Below are 13,566 nucleotides of genomic sequence, written 5' to 3' on the forward strand. Positions count from 1 at the left end.
GGCGAAACCAATGAAGATCCACAAGTACGACACCGTCATCGTCGGGGCGGGCGGCGCAGGCATGCGCGCCGCCATCGAATCGACGAAGCGCAGCCGCACCGCGGTGCTGACCAAGCTCTACCCCACCCGCTCCCACACGGGCGCCGCGCAGGGCGGCATGGCCGCCGCGCTCGCCAACGTGGAGGACGACAACTGGGAGTGGCACACCTTCGACACGGTCAAGGGCGGTGACTACCTGGTCGACCAGGACGCCGCCGAGATCCTGGCGAAGGAGGCCATCGACGCGGTCCTCGACCTGGAGAAGATGGGCCTGCCGTTCAACCGCACTCCGGACGGCACCATCGACCAGCGCCGCTTCGGCGGGCACTCCCGCAACCACGGCGAGGCGCCGGTCCGCCGGTCCTGCTACGCCGCGGACCGCACCGGCCACATGATCCTCCAGACGCTGTACCAGAACTGCGTCAAGGAGGGCGTGGAGTTCTTCAACGAGTTCTACGTCCTGGACCAGCTCCTGGTCGAGGAGGACGGCGTACAGAAGTCGGCCGGCGTGGTCGCGTACGAGCTCGCCACCGGCGAGATCCACGTGTTCCAGGCGAAGTCCGTCATCTACGCCTCCGGCGGCACCGGCAAGTTCTTCAAGGTGACCTCCAACGCGCACACCCTCACGGGTGACGGCCAGGCGGCCTGCTACCGCCGCGGCCTGCCGCTCGAGGACATGGAGTTCTTCCAGTTCCACCCGACGGGCATCTGGCGCATGGGCATCCTGCTGACGGAGGGCGCCCGCGGTGAGGGCGGCATCCTGCGCAACAAGGACGGCGAGCGCTTCATGGAGAAGTACGCGCCGGTCATGAAGGACCTCGCGTCCCGTGACGTCGTCTCGCGCTCCATCTACACCGAGATCCGTGAGGGCCGCGGCTGCGGTCCGGCCGGTGACCACGTGTACCTGGACCTGACGCACCTGCCGCCGGAGCAGCTCGACGCGAAGCTCCCGGACATCACCGAGTTCGCGCGTACGTACCTGGGCATCGAGCCGTACACGGACCCGATCCCGATCCAGCCCACCGCGCACTACGCCATGGGCGGCATCCCGACCAACGTCGAGGGTGAGGTCCTGCGCGACAACACCACCGTCGTCCCGGGCCTGTACGCGGCCGGCGAGGTCGCGTGCGTCTCGGTGCACGGCGCGAACCGCCTGGGCACCAACTCGCTGCTGGACATCAACGTCTTCGGCAAGCGCTCGGGCATCGCGGCGGCCGCGTACGCCCACTCGCACGACTACGTCGAGCTGCCGGAGAACCCGGCGCAGCAGGTCGTCGACCAGGTCGAGCACCTGCGCGCCTCCACGGGCAACGAGCGGGTCGCGGACCTGCGCCTGGAGCTCCAGGAGACGATGGACGCCTGCGTGATGGTGTTCCGCACCGAGCAGACGATCAAGACCGCGGTCGAGAAGATCGCGGAGCTGCGCGCGCGGTACAAGAACGTGTCCGTCCAGGACAAGGGCAAGCGCTTCAACACGGACCTGCTGGAAGCCATCGAGCTGGGCAACCTGCTCGACCTGGCCGAGGTCATGGCCGTGTCCGCGCTCGCGCGCAAGGAATCCCGCGGCGGTCACTACCGCGAGGACTACCCGAACCGCGACGACGTCAACTTCATGCGCCACACCATGGCGTACCGCGAGGTCGACGACAACGGTCAGGACTCGATCCGGCTGGACTACAAGCCCGTCGTCGTCACCCGCTACCAGCCGATGGAGCGTAAGTACTGATGGCCACCCCGACCCTGTCCAAGACGGACGAGATGGAGGCGGCCGCCGCCGCCTCACCCTTCATCACGGTCACGTTCCGGATCCGCCGCTTCAACCCCGAGATCTCGGACGAGGCGCAGTGGCAGGACTTCCAGATCGAGATCGACCCGAAGGAGCGCGTGCTCGACGGTCTCCACAAGATCAAGTGGGACCTCGACGGCACGCTGACCTTCCGCCGGTCGTGCGCGCACGGCATCTGCGGCTCCGACGCGATGCGGATCAACGGCAAGAACAGGCTCGCCTGCAAGACGCTGATCAAGGACATCAACCCGGAGAAGCCGATCACGGTCGAGGCCATCAAGGGACTGACGGTGATGAAGGACCTCATCGTCGACATGGAGCCCTTCTTCCAGGCGTACCGGGACGTCATGCCGTTCCTGGTCACCAAGGGCAACGAGCCGACGCGCGAGCGCCTGCAGTCCGCCGAGGACCGCGAGCGCTTCGACGACACCACCAAGTGCATCCTGTGCGCCGCGTGCACGTCCTCGTGCCCGGTGTTCTGGAACGACGGCCAGTACTTCGGCCCGGCGGCGATCGTCAACGCGCACCGCTTCATCTTCGACTCGCGTGACGAGGCGGGCGAGCAGCGGCTCGAGATCCTGAACGACAAGGACGGCGTGTGGCGTTGCCGCACGACCTTCAACTGCACCGACGCGTGCCCGCGCGGCATCGAGGTCACCAAGGCGATCCAGGAAGTCAAGCGGGCGCTCATCACCCGCCGCTTCTGACCTTTTCGACGCGCCTCTCGCAGCGCTCGGCCCTAGCGGGCCTCCCGCGCTTCGAGGCGCTGCGCCGGACTCCGTCCGGCGGTAACGGCTGAGTCCGTCTGCCGTACGAGGGCCCCGCGCCCGGTGTTCGCACCGGGCGCGGGGCCCTCGGCACATCGGCTCCGCGGATCGGGCCGGTGTCCCCGGATCGGGCGGGTGACCCCCGTTCGGCCTACTCGCCCGCCGACGGCTGTGGAATTATCGGGCGCATGAGCGAGCAGCAACCCAATCCGTACAAGAGCGGTTCCGGCCCGGGCGGCCAAGGGGACCACAACGCCACTCCGGGCCAGCCGAGTTACGGCTACCCGGCGCAGCCCGGCTACGGCTACCCGGCCGCGGGCCCGCCGCAGCCCGGCTACGGCTACCCGGCGCCGGACCAGTCCGGCTACGGCTACCCGCAGCCGCCGGCCTACCAGCCGACCATCGGCGGGCCCGGCATGCCGGCCCCGATGCCCGCGGCGCCGCCCGGGGGGTACCCGGCCGCCGGGCTCTCCCTCGGCGACATCACCATCGCCGGGGACCAGATCATCACCCCGTCGGGCAACATGCCGCTCAGGGGCGCGATCTGGAACGCCTCGGACTTCTCCCGGACCGAGGAGAAGATCCCGGCGCACGCGATCGTGCTGGCGGTCATCTTCTTCCTGTTCTGCCTGCTGGGCCTGTTCTTCCTCCTGATGAAGGAGCGCCGTACGACGGGCTACATCCAGATCACGGTCAACAGCGGCGGCCGACACCACTCCACGATGGTCCAGGCCGTCGACCCGGGCACGTACATGTGGGTCATGGGCCAGATCAACCAGGCACGCGCGCTGAGCATGTAGCACGGTCCGCGGCGGAACCCGGTGGCGCGACCGCGGCCCGGTCGCGCAAGATCACCGGATGATCCTTTCTCATGATGTGGACGGCCCCGCGGGCGCGCCGGCCGTCGTACTGCTCCATTCCTCCGTATGCGACCGGCGGATGTGGGAGCCGCAGTGGGAGGCGCTGGCCGCCGCCGGATTGCGGGTGGTGCGGCCGGACTTCCGGACCTGCGGGGACTCTCCCGCCTCCGAGGTCCCGTACAGCGACCACGAGGACGTACGGGAGCTGCTGGACCACCTCGGGATCCGGCGGGCCGCCCTCGTCGGCTCCTCCTACGGCGGCAAGGTGGCCCTGACGCTCGCCGCGCTGCACCCGGACCGGGTGAGCGCGCTGGCCCTGCTGTGCCCCGTACGGCCCGGTCACCGGCCGGGACCGGCGCAGTTGGCGTTCGGGGCCGCCGAGGACGCGCTGCTCGATGCGGGGGACCTGGTGGGGGCGGCCGAGCTCAACGCCCGCCAGTGGCTCGGCCCGGAGGCCTCCCCCGAGGCGGGGCGCCTCGTACGGGACATGCAACTGGGCAACTTCCGGTCGGAGCCGGCCGCCACCGGTGACCACGAGCTCCCCGAGCCCGCGGTCGACCTGTCGGCCCTCACCGTGCCCGTCCTCGCCGTCAGCGGCGCGCACGACATCCCCGAGTTCCGCCGCATCCCGGCCGACCTCGCCGCCCTCATCCCCGGCACGGTCCACGTCGACCTCCCCTGGGCGGGCCATTTCCCCTCCCTGGAACGCCCCGCGGAGACCACCCGGATGCTGCTGGAGTTCCTCCCCCGCGCCTGACCGGGCCGGGTGGCCGCGCCGCCCCGGACCCGCGCGGTGCCTCGCGCGGGCGTCGGGGAAGGCGGCCCCGCGCATTCGCTTGAACCTGTTCAAAAATGGGTCTAGAGTCGGCGCTGTCAGCAGTTGAACACGTTCAAGGGGGCTGGGGACCATGGACCTCACCGTTGTCGCGTACGTCATCTACCTGTTCATCAGCATCGGACTCACCGTCTGGGTGGCCCGCACGCTCAGCCACAACGGCCGCGTCTTCATCGGCGACGTCCTCCAGGGGAACGAGAAGCTCGCGGACGCCGTCAACCAGCTCCTGGTGGTCGGCTTCTACCTCGTCAACATCGGCTTCGTGACCCTCTACCTGCGGTCGGGCGAGGAGATCACCGCGGCCCGCGGCCTCTTCGAGGCACTGTCGGTCAAGCTCGGCGTCGTGCTCCTGGTCCTCGGCTTCATGCACCTCGCGAACGTCTGGGTGCTGAGCAAGATGCGCCGCCGGGGAATCATGGAGCGCCAGCAGACCCCGCCGGTCGCCCCCCAGGGGTGGACCGCGCCCGCCGGGGTCTGATCCCCCGTGACCACCACCGCTACCCGGCACCTGACGGTGCTCTACGACGCGAACTGCCCGCTCTGCGTCCACATCCGGCACTGGCTGCTCGGCCAGCGCCGGCTGGTGCCGCTACGGCTCGTCCCCGCGGCCTCCTTCGAGGCGCAGCGGCGGTTCCCGCAGCTCGACCACGCCTCGACGCTGAAGGAGATCACCGTCATCTCCGACACCGGGCAGGTGTGGACCGGGACGGATGCCTTCATCGTCTGCCTGTGGGCGCTGGCCGAGCACCGGCCGAAGGCGAACTGGCTGGCCACCGCGGCCGGCCGGCCCTTCGCCAGGGCGGCCGTGTACACCGCCTCCACCTGGCGCGAAGCCGTGCGGGACGGCTCGGCGGACCTCGCGGAACCGGCCTGTGCCGACCATTGCTCCACGCCCCGATAGGCTCGTGCACCGTGACTGATCAGAAGGCTCCCAAGAGCGAACAGACCCGTACGCTCATCCTCGAAACCGCGCTCCGCCTCTTCCAGGAGCGCGGCTTCGACAAGACGACGATGCGTGGGATCGCCAAGGAGGCCGGAGTGTCGGTCGGCAACGCCTACTACTACTTCGAGTCGAAGGAACACCTGGTCCAGGGCTTCTACGACCGGATCGGCGCCGCCCACCTGGCGGCGGTCCGGCCGATCCTGGACCGGGAGGGCGATCTGCAGAAGCGGCTCGCGGGCGTACTGACCAGCTGGCTGGACATCGCGGCGCCGTACCACGAGTTCGCCTCGCAGTTCTTCAAGAACGCCGCGGACCCGGAGAGCCCGCTCAGCCCGTTCTCCCCGGAGTCGGAGTCGGCACGCAAGCAGGCGATCGACATGCACCGCGAGGTGCTGGCCGGGGCGAAGACGAAGGTCCCCGAGGAGCTGGCCGACGTACTGCCGGAGCTGATGTGGCTCTCGCAGATGGGCCTGGTCCTCTACTGGGTCTTCGACCGTTCTCCGAACAGCGAGAAGACCCGGCGGCTCGCCGACCGCGGCGCGCAGCTGACGACCAGGGGCATCGTCCTGGCCCGGTTCCGCGTACTGCGGCCGCTGGTGCGGGAGGTGCACGAGCTGTTCGCGGACTTCCTGCCGGGGATGGCGCAGAGCGCCGTGTCCCGGCCGGGCCGCAAGCGGGCCTCGGACCCGGACCCGGCCGCGGACCCCGGTTCTACAGCCAGTTGAGTTCCCACAGGCGCCACACGCCGGTGCCGTCCGAGAGGTGCTGCCCGCCGGTGACGCCCTCGCGCGACATCACGTAGTCCTTCTTCTGCCAGAGCGGGAGCATCGGGACCTGCTGCGCGACCAGCTTCTGAAGGTCGCGGAAGTCGTTGGCGGCGGCGCCGCGGTCCGAGAAGGACTGGGTGCGGGTGATGAGGTCGTCGACGGCCTTGTCGGTGTAGCCGTTGTTCATCGAGGAGTCGGCGCCGACGAGCGGGGCGAGGAAGTTGTCCGGGTCCGGGAAGTCGGCGATCCAGCCGATGGTGTAGGCGTCGAACTCGCCCGCCGCGTAGGCCTTCTGGAAGTCGCTCCACTTCTCGACCGGCTTGACGGTCACATGGAACAGCCCGGTCAGCTCCAGCTGCCTCTTGAGCTCCTCCGCCTCGGCCACGGTCGCGCCGCGCGCGTTGACCCCGAGGGTGAGGGAGACCGCGGTGTTGATCCCGGCGTCCTTGAGCAGCTTCTTCGCGGTGAGGCCGTTCGGCGAGGGCCACGCGTCGAAGAACGGCGTGCTGTGGGCGGCGATGCCCGCCGGAACGAGCGAGTAGAGCGGGGTGACGGTGCCCTTGTAGATGTCCCCGGCGAGCTTGGCGCGGTCCAGGACGGCGGCCACGGCCTGCCGGATGGCGGGCTGGGCCACCGGGGAGCCGGGGCGGAGGTTGAAGACCATGCTGCGGATCTCCGTACCGCCCGAGGCCTGGTACCGGGTGTCCTCCATGCCGGGGTTCAGGCCGGCCAGGACCGCGGGAGGCATGTCGCGGTGGGCGACGTCGATCCCGTGGTCGGCCCAGGCCTGCTCCAGCTGCGCGGAGTCCTTGAAGTACCGCACGGTGACGGCGCTGTCGGAGATCTTGCCCTGGCCCTTGTACGAGGAGTTGGGCTCGAGCTCGGCGCTCTCACCGGCCTTGTAGTCCTCGAGGGTGAAGGGGCCGGAGCCGTCGACCTTCTCGTCCTCGCGCAGGCCCTTGGCCGGGTACTTGCCCTTGTCCACGATCGAGGCGGCGCCCGTCGCGATCTTGAACGGGAAGGTGGCGTCCCCGGCGGAGAGGTTGAAGGTGACGGTGCGGCCCTCGGCCTTGACCGACTCCAGGGTGTTGAACAGCGGCCCCGGACCCTGGTCGGAGTTGATCGCCTTGATCCGGTCGAAGGAGTACTTGACGTCCTCGGCGGTGACCTGGCGGCCGGAGGAGAACTTCACGTCCGGGCGCAGCTCGCACTGGTAGGTGGTGAGCTTGTCCCCGATGAAGTTGCAGGTGGAGGCCGCGTCGGGGACCGGGGCGTCCGAGCCGGGCTTGATGGTCAGCAGCGACTGGTAGACGTTGCTGAACAGGGCCCAGGAACCGGCGTCGTACGCCCCGGCGGGGTCGAGGGAGGAGACCACGTCGCTCGTTCCGACCCGGACCGTCTTCCCGCCGCCGACACCCTGCGGCAGCAACTGCCAGGTGCCGACGCCGACCACGCCGAGGACCAGCCCGGCCGCGATGACTTTCGAGCGGACAGACCGCAACATCCTTGACTCCACCCCATGTGGCCGCGCACCGCTGCGCGAGACCAGTTATCCGATTATCGGTCATCCCATCATGGAATTTCGGCCTCGGGAAGGCCGATTAACGGTGTGTCATTGGCGGTTCGGGCGGTTCAGGCCTGATATGAGGCGAGTTCGACGACTGTGATGTCCGACGGCGCGCCGACCCGGACCGGCGGCCCCCAGGCGCCTGCGCCCCGCGAGACGTACAGCTGGGTGTCCCCGTAGCGCTCCAGTCCGGCGACGGTGGGATTGGCGAGCTCGGCGACGTACTCGCCGGGCCAGAGCTGGCCCCCGTGGGTGTGGCCTGACAGCTGGAGGTCGACCCCGTGCCGGACGGCCTCGTCGATGACCACCGGCTGGTGGGCGAGGAGTACGGCGCTGCGGGAGCGGTCCCGGTCGCCCAGGGCCGCCTGGAAGTCGGGGCCCTGGCCCTCGCTCTCGCCCGCGATGTCGTTGACCCCGGCGAGGTCGAAGTACGGGAGCGGGCGGCGGGCGTTCTCCAGCGGGGTGAGCCCGAGCTCGCGGACGTGGTCGACCCACTGCTGGGCGCCGGAGAAGTACTCGTGGTTGCCCGTCACGAAGTACGAGCCGTGGCGGGCGCGCAGGCCGCGGAGCGGCTCGGCGGCGGGGCCGAGGTCTTCGACGCTGCCGTCGACCAGGTCGCCCACGACGGCGATGAGGTCGGGCTGCGTGCGGTTGATGGTGTCGACGATGCGCGTGGTGTGGGCGCGGCCGAGGATGGGGCCGAGGTGGATGTCGCTGACCACGGCGATGCGGAAGCCGTGGGCCGCCCGGGGCAGCTTCGCGAGGGGGACCTGGACCCTTTTCACGCGCGGGCCGCGCAGGACGCCGTACGTGCCGTAGCCGACGGTGCCGACCGTCGCGGCGGCGGCCGTCCCGGCAACGACGCGTGCGAAGCGCCGGCGGCTGACGCCGCTCCCGGCGGCGCCGGGCCCCGTGGTCCGTGCCCCGGTTTCGGGATCGCGCGGGGCGTCCGCGTCGGACCCCGGTCCGGCGGAGGCCGCGGGTTCGGCCGTGAGCCCGGCCACTGCCGCGAGGGTGGCCTGCGGGGCGGTCGCCCTGCCCGCTCCCGCGCGCCGCGCCGGAGCGTGGGGCTCCGCCGCAAACTCCGTGGGGTCCGGGCCGGAGGCGGGCACGAGCAGGGGCTCCGCTCCGGGCGCGGCGGGGCCGTCGGCCCCGGTGCGCCGGGCCGCCGCGTCCGACCGGCGGAGCCACAGCGCCCGCACGGGCTCCGCCACCAGCATCGCCAGGGAGAGGTAGAGCAGGACGGCCAGCCAGAGGTAGCCCGGCCAGGCGACCGTGCGCTCCAGCCAGAAGGGGGCGCCCGCGCGGCCCGCGACGAGGGCGGCCACGGACAGCAGCGGGAGCGCGAAGGCCAGGGCGGTGCCCGCCCGGCGGATCCGGCCGCCCGGGGCGGTGGTGTCGCGGATCAGGCGGATCCAGAGCCAGCGGTGCACCAGGACCAGGAGGGCCAGTACCAGCAGCACCCCGGCCACGACGAGGAGGATCGTCACGCTCCCGCCTCCGTACGTGATTCACGCCGCAGAGCCCGCACTCCGCGCAACCCGATCACTCCGACGGCCGTCCCCAGGAGAAAGGAAGCCACCGCCAGGAGAAGGTGGACCCAGAAGTAACCGGTCGGGTCTCCCGCGTCGTCGAAGGCCAGACCGCTGCCGTCCTTCAACAGGTTCCGGACGAAAGACACCCAGATGAACCAGCTCCACACCCCGAAGGCGAGCAGGAACCAGGAAGCGGTGCGGCTGAGTCTCATGGGTTCAGTATCGGTTTCGTCCCCAGGACGGACACGCCGGGGTGGGCTGTCCCGGCGGTGGTTGCGGCGGGTTGGCCGGTCCGTGACGCTAAGCACAGCATCGGGATGTACTTTCACCTGCGTGTCTGCCAAGAAGACCGCGTTGACGGTCCTTTCCGCCGCACTGCCCGCTCTGCTGGTCCCGGCGCTGCTGGCCTCGCCGGCGTACGCCGCGCCGTCACCGACGCCGCCCGCTGACGGGAAGGGACAGCCGCCCAAGGCGCCCAAGGCGCCCGCGCCGCCCGCGTCGATGTCGACGGTCGGCGGCGCTTCGCTCGGACAGCCCGGTACGCAGGTCAGCCTGCTGCCCGGCGCGCCGGCGCTACCCACGAGCCTGACGGGCCGTTCGTGGATCGTGGCCGACGCCGAGACCGGCGAGGTCCTCGCCTCGCACAACGCGCACTGGCGGCTCCCCCCGGCCTCGACCATGAAGATGCTCTTCGCCGACACCGTGCTGCCGGGCCTGCCCAAGGAGCAGCTCCACAAGGTCACCGAGCAGGAGCTGTCCGGGGTCGGCTCCGGCTCCAGCCTGGTGGGCATCAAGGAGGACGCCGAGTACAGCGTCCACGACCTGTGGCTCGGGGTGTTCCTGCGCTCCGGGAACGACGCCGTGCATGTCCTTTCGGCCATGAACGGCGGCGTCGAGAAGACCGTCAAGGACATGCAGTCGCACGCCGAGGAGCTCCAGGCCCTCGACACGCACGTGGTGTCCCCGGACGGCTACGACGCTCCGGGCCAGGTCTCCAGTGCCTACGACCTCACCCTCATCGCCCGCTCCGGACTGCAGAAGCAGGACTTCCGGGAGTACTGCGGCACGGCCAGCGCGAAGTTCCCCGGCCGGCAGGACGCGGGGAAGCCGCGCGAGACCTTCGAGATCCAGAACACCAACCGGCTGATGACCGGCGCCGGCGGACTGCCCCCCTACAAGGGGATCGCCGGGGTGAAGAACGGCAACACCACGATGGCCGGCTCCACCTTCACCGGCGCCGCCCAGCAGGGCAACAAGAAGCTGCTGGTCACGGTGATGAACCCGGGGACCGGGGGCGTCAACTCCGTGTACGAGGAGACCGCCGACCTGCTCGACTGGGGCTTCGCGGCGGTGGGCAAGGTCAAGCCGGTGGGTGAGCTGGTGCCGCCCAAGAGCGCGGACACCTCATCCCTCGGCTCCCCGGCCCAGTCCCACGAGAACAACCCGTCGGCGTCCGGCGCCGACTCCGGCGGCGGCGTGGGCACCGCCTTCGGCGTGGCGGGCGGGGTGCTGGCCGTGGTGGCCGGCGGGGCCTACGCGGTCAACCGGCGCTGGCCGCAGGGGCGCGGCCGCCGGGCTCGCGGCCGGGCGTAGCGGAGCCTGCGGGGTCCGGGGTCGGGTCCGGGTCCGGGGCGGGCTCCGGGTCGGAGCCGGGCTCCGCGTCCGGGTCCGGTTCCGGGTCCTCCACGCCGTCCCCGTCCGCGTCGTCGCGGCTCGCGGTCCACGCCGCGCAGAACAGCAGCAGCTTCGCCGTCAGGTTGATCCAGATCAGCAGCGCGATCGGCACGCCGAAGGCCCCGTACATGCTCTTCGTGGCGACCTCCCGCATGTAGCCGCTGAGCAGCAGCTTCAGCAGCTCGAAGCCGGCCGCGCCGAGGAGGGCCGCCTCGATCAGGCGGCGGCGGGGCGGCTCGACGCCCGGGAGCAGGGTCAGTACGTAGAGCAGGAGGAGGAAGGCGGCCAGCACTCCGACGAGGAAGGCCCCACCCCGCAGCAGGCCGCCGCCCGCGCCCTCGCGCGGTACGCCCAGCCAGTCCCCGGCCTTGCCGACGGCGCTGGAGCCGAAGACCGAGGCGGCGGCCGAGCACACGCCGACGCCGCCGAGGCCGATGAGGACCAGCGCGTCCTTGCCCTTGCGGACGATGGGGTTGCCCTGGTCGTCGTCGTCCTTGTCCCACACCGCCCGCAGGCAGTCCCGCATCGAGCCGACCCAGCCGATGCCGGTGAAGAGGAGCAGGCCGGCGGCGACCAGCCCGACCGTGCCGGCGTTGGCGACGAGGGCGTTGATGTCCAGCTGGTCGGAGATGCCGGGGACCTGCTCGGCGAGGTTCTTCTGGAGCCGGTCGAGCTGGTCCTGGGTGAGCAGTCCGGCGCCGATCGCGGCGGCCACGGTGATCAGCGGAAAGAGCGCGAGGAAGCTGATGAAGGTGATGGCAGCGGCGAGGCGGCTCCAGTGCACGCGGTCGAGCCGCTCGTACGAACGCCACAGGTGCGTCCGCATCAGGGCGGACACAAGGGACCCGATCAGCGGGAGTTTCGTCAGCCAGTCCATACGGTCACCGTAAATGAGCTGTCGTAAATAGCCGGGATTGCCGCTTGCGGGGACTACGGTCGTCGATTGTGACTTTTCGCCCGACGGCTCGGCCGTTCCATGCCCTGGTCCTGCGAAGGATCAGCTTCCGGCTCCGGTTCCTGCGTCAGGAACGGCGTACGGTCGCCTCGCCGGCGCCGGCCGGCGCACTGCTGTCGGTGACCGAGCCGAGCTGCGCCGGCACACCGCTCGCGCCGCTGCCGAACGGATACTCCCGCAGCTTGCGCCAGACCCCGTCCGAGCCCTGCTCGTAGAGGGCGAAGCCGGAGCAGATCCACTCGGCCGCGTAGTCCGCGAGCTCGCTGTACGCCCGGTCCATCGCCTCCTCGGAGATCCCGTGGGCGACCGTGACGTGCGGGTGGTACGGGAACGAGAGTTCCCGGTCGAGCGGCCCCTTCGGGTCGCGGACCTGGCCCTGGAGCCGGGTGCAGTCGGGACCGCCCTCGACGACCTGGACGAAGACCACCGGCGAGAGGGGACGGAAGGTGCCCGTGCCGGTCAGCCGCATCGCGAAGGAGCGGCCGGCGGCCGCGACCGCGGCCAGGTGGGCGCGGACAGCGGGAAGCCGGTCCGCGGCCACCTCGGTCGGCGGTACGAGGGTGACGTGCGTGGGAATGCCGTGCGCGGCGACGTCCCCGAAGCCGGCTCGCAGCTCTTGGAGGCTGCTGCCGTACGGCTCCGGGACCGCGATCGAAACGCCGAGCGTTACGGTCCCCACGTGTCTCTCCTCCGCCTGTAGTCCTGTGCGTCGTCTGTGCGCGGCGTGTGCGCCGCGCGGGTGCTGCCGCCCCAGTGTGGCGGCAGCACCCCCCAGATCGCCAGGGCCCACTTTCTCTTCGGTGCCCGTCAGTGCTTCGCGGGGAGGAAACCGAGGTGGTCGTACGCCTGTGCCAGGGTCTCGGCGGCGACCGCCCTGGCCTTCTCCGCGCCCTTGGCCAGCAAGGAATCCAGGGTCTCCGGGTCGTCCAGGTACTCCTGGGTGCGCTGCTTGAAGGGTGTGACGAAATCGACCATCACGCCGGCCAGATCGGTCTTGAGCGCGCCGTAGCCCTTGCCCTCGTACGCGGCCTCCAGCGCGGGGATGGACTCGCCCGTAAGAGTGGAGTAGATCGTGAGCAGATTGCTGACGCCGGGCTTTTCCTTGGCGTCGAAACGGACCACGGCCTCGGTGTCGGTGACCGCGCTCTTGATCTTCTTCTCGGTGGCCTTGGGCTCGTCGAGGAGGTTGATCAGGCCCTTGGGGGAAGACGCCGACTTCGACATCTTGATCGCCGGGTCCTGGAGGTCGTAGATCTTCGCGACCTCCTTGACGATGTGCGCCGCGGGGAGGGTGAAGGTCTGGCCGAAGCGCTGGTTGAAGCGCTCGGCCAGGTCGCGGGTCAGCTCGATGTGCTGACGCTGGTCCTCGCCGACGGGGACGGCGTTCGCCTGGTAGAGCAGGATGTCGGCGACCTGGAGGATCGGGTACGTGAACAGGCCGACGGTGGCGTTGTTGGCGCCGGACTTGGCGGACTTGTCCTTGAACTGGGTCATCCGGCTGGCCTCGCCGAAACCGGTGATGCAGTTCATGACCCAGCCGAGCTGCGCGTGCTCGGGCACGTGGCTCTGGATGAAGAGGGTGCAGCGCTCGGGGTCGAGACCGGCGGCGAGAAGCTGTGCGGCGGAGAGCCGGGTGTTCGCGCGGAGATCCTTCGGATCCTGCGGCATGGTGATCGCGTGCAGGTCGACGACCATGTAGAAGGCGTCGTGCGTCTCCTGCAGGGCGACGTACTGGCGGATGGCTCCGAGGTAGTTCCCGAGGTGGAACGAACCGGAGGTGGGCTGGATGCCGGAGAGCGCGCGAGGACGATCGAAAGCCATGGCTCCATTCTCTCAGG

The 13,566-nt window shown here is 70.4% G+C and carries 14 protein-coding genes; 8 read left to right on the forward strand and 6 right to left on the reverse strand.

Annotated features, from left to right (window positions below; all coding sequences use genetic code 11):
- Positions 1-10 precede the first annotated feature (10 nt).
- From sdhA to OTB20_RS07325, 7 genes are all read left to right on the forward strand, one after another.
- Positions 11-1,765 (forward strand): succinate dehydrogenase flavoprotein subunit, encoded by a 1,755-nt coding sequence (gene sdhA, locus OTB20_RS07295; protein ID WP_267815761.1) that lies wholly within the window; start codon positions 11-13, stop codon positions 1,763-1,765.
- On the forward strand, positions 1,765-2,532 hold the full coding sequence (locus OTB20_RS07300) for a succinate dehydrogenase iron-sulfur subunit (RefSeq protein ID WP_267815762.1): 768 nt from the start codon (positions 1,765-1,767) through the stop codon (positions 2,530-2,532). Before sdhA ends, OTB20_RS07300 begins: the two co-directional genes overlap by 1 nt.
- A 248-nt stretch (positions 2,533-2,780) precedes the next feature.
- The gene (locus OTB20_RS07305) at positions 2,781-3,392 is read left to right on the forward strand and encodes a hypothetical protein (protein ID WP_267815763.1); all 612 of its coding nucleotides are present in this window, start codon (positions 2,781-2,783) and stop codon (positions 3,390-3,392) included.
- Positions 3,393-3,450: 58 nt separating this feature from the next.
- Entirely contained in the window at positions 3,451-4,209 is a 759-nt protein-coding gene (locus OTB20_RS07310; RefSeq protein WP_267815764.1) for an alpha/beta fold hydrolase, read from the forward strand.
- 151 nt (positions 4,210-4,360) lie between these two features.
- Complete coding sequence (locus tag OTB20_RS07315; RefSeq protein WP_267815765.1) at positions 4,361-4,765, forward strand: hypothetical protein; 405 nt, start codon at positions 4,361-4,363, stop codon at positions 4,763-4,765.
- A gap of 6 nt (positions 4,766-4,771) precedes the next feature.
- Complete coding sequence (locus OTB20_RS07320) at positions 4,772-5,188, forward strand: thiol-disulfide oxidoreductase DCC family protein (protein ID WP_267815766.1); 417 nt, start codon at positions 4,772-4,774, stop codon at positions 5,186-5,188.
- A gap of 11 nt (positions 5,189-5,199) precedes the next feature.
- Positions 5,200-5,955: a TetR family transcriptional regulator gene (locus OTB20_RS07325; protein ID WP_267815767.1), complete on the forward strand. Its 756-nt coding sequence runs from the start codon at positions 5,200-5,202 to the stop codon at positions 5,953-5,955.
- Here OTB20_RS07325 and OTB20_RS07330 read toward each other — a convergent pair.
- The 3 genes from OTB20_RS07330 to OTB20_RS07340 all read right to left on the reverse strand — a co-directional run bounded on the left by OTB20_RS07330 (position 5,942) and on the right by OTB20_RS07340 (position 9,311).
- A complete protein-coding gene (locus tag OTB20_RS07330; protein ID WP_267815860.1) occupies positions 5,942-7,498 on the reverse strand; it encodes an ABC transporter substrate-binding protein in 1,557 nt (518 codons plus the stop codon). The genes OTB20_RS07325 and OTB20_RS07330 overlap by 14 nt on opposite strands.
- 131 nt (positions 7,499-7,629) lie before the next feature.
- Positions 7,630-9,054 carry a metallophosphoesterase gene (locus OTB20_RS07335; RefSeq protein WP_420716345.1) on the reverse strand — a complete coding sequence of 475 codons (1,425 nt, stop codon included), beginning with the start codon at positions 9,052-9,054 and terminating at the stop codon, positions 7,630-7,632.
- Positions 9,051-9,311, reverse strand: coding sequence for an SCO4848 family membrane protein (locus OTB20_RS07340; RefSeq protein WP_267815768.1), 261 nt, complete (start codon positions 9,309-9,311; stop codon positions 9,051-9,053). The genes OTB20_RS07335 and OTB20_RS07340 overlap by 4 nt, the downstream gene beginning before the upstream one ends.
- 121 nt (positions 9,312-9,432) lie before the next feature.
- Between OTB20_RS07340 and OTB20_RS07345 the strand changes: the two genes are divergently transcribed.
- Positions 9,433-10,692 (forward strand): D-alanyl-D-alanine carboxypeptidase family protein, encoded by a 1,260-nt coding sequence (locus tag OTB20_RS07345; protein WP_267815769.1) that lies wholly within the window; start codon positions 9,433-9,435, stop codon positions 10,690-10,692.
- On the opposite strand, the gene OTB20_RS07350 is transcribed toward OTB20_RS07345, so the two are convergent.
- From OTB20_RS07350 to trpS, 3 genes are all read right to left on the reverse strand, one after another.
- Positions 10,640-11,650: a YihY/virulence factor BrkB family protein gene (locus OTB20_RS07350; protein ID WP_267815770.1), complete on the reverse strand. Its 1,011-nt coding sequence runs from the start codon at positions 11,648-11,650 to the stop codon at positions 10,640-10,642. The two genes, OTB20_RS07345 and OTB20_RS07350, sit on opposite strands and share 53 nt — an antisense overlap.
- A 145-nt stretch (positions 11,651-11,795) precedes the next feature.
- Positions 11,796-12,407 (reverse strand): 2'-5' RNA ligase family protein, encoded by a 612-nt coding sequence (locus OTB20_RS07355; RefSeq protein ID WP_267815771.1) that lies wholly within the window; start codon positions 12,405-12,407, stop codon positions 11,796-11,798.
- Positions 12,408-12,535: 128 nt separating this feature from the next.
- Complete coding sequence (gene trpS / locus OTB20_RS07360) at positions 12,536-13,549, reverse strand: tryptophan--tRNA ligase (RefSeq protein WP_267815772.1); 1,014 nt, start codon at positions 13,547-13,549, stop codon at positions 12,536-12,538.
- Positions 13,550-13,566: the final 17 nt, after the last annotated feature.

Origin of the sequence: Streptomyces sp. H27-H1, from assembly GCF_026627445.1 — a bacterium.
Taxonomy (GTDB): Bacteria; Actinomycetota; Actinomycetes; order Streptomycetales; family Streptomycetaceae; genus Streptomyces.

Excerpts from the sequence above, each read along its gene's own strand:
- sdhA (WP_267815761.1), top strand. The coding sequence starts at position 11 with ATGAAGATCCACAAGTACGACACCGTCATCGTCGGGGCGGGCGGCGCA.
- OTB20_RS07300 (WP_267815762.1), top strand. The coding sequence starts at position 1,765 with ATGGCCACCCCGACCCTGTCCAAGACGGACGAGATGGAGGCGGCCGCC.
- OTB20_RS07305 (WP_267815763.1), top strand. The coding sequence starts at position 2,781 with ATGAGCGAGCAGCAACCCAATCCGTACAAGAGCGGTTCCGGCCCGGGC.
- OTB20_RS07310 (WP_267815764.1), top strand. The coding sequence starts at position 3,451 with ATGATCCTTTCTCATGATGTGGACGGCCCCGCGGGCGCGCCGGCCGTC.
- OTB20_RS07315 (WP_267815765.1), top strand. The coding sequence starts at position 4,361 with ATGGACCTCACCGTTGTCGCGTACGTCATCTACCTGTTCATCAGCATC.
- OTB20_RS07340 (WP_267815768.1), bottom strand. The coding sequence starts at position 9,311 with ATGAGACTCAGCCGCACCGCTTCCTGGTTCCTGCTCGCCTTCGGGGTG.
- OTB20_RS07350 (WP_267815770.1), bottom strand. The coding sequence starts at position 11,650 with ATGGACTGGCTGACGAAACTCCCGCTGATCGGGTCCCTTGTGTCCGCC.
- trpS (WP_267815772.1), bottom strand. The coding sequence starts at position 13,549 with ATGGCTTTCGATCGTCCTCGCGCGCTCTCCGGCATCCAGCCCACCTCC.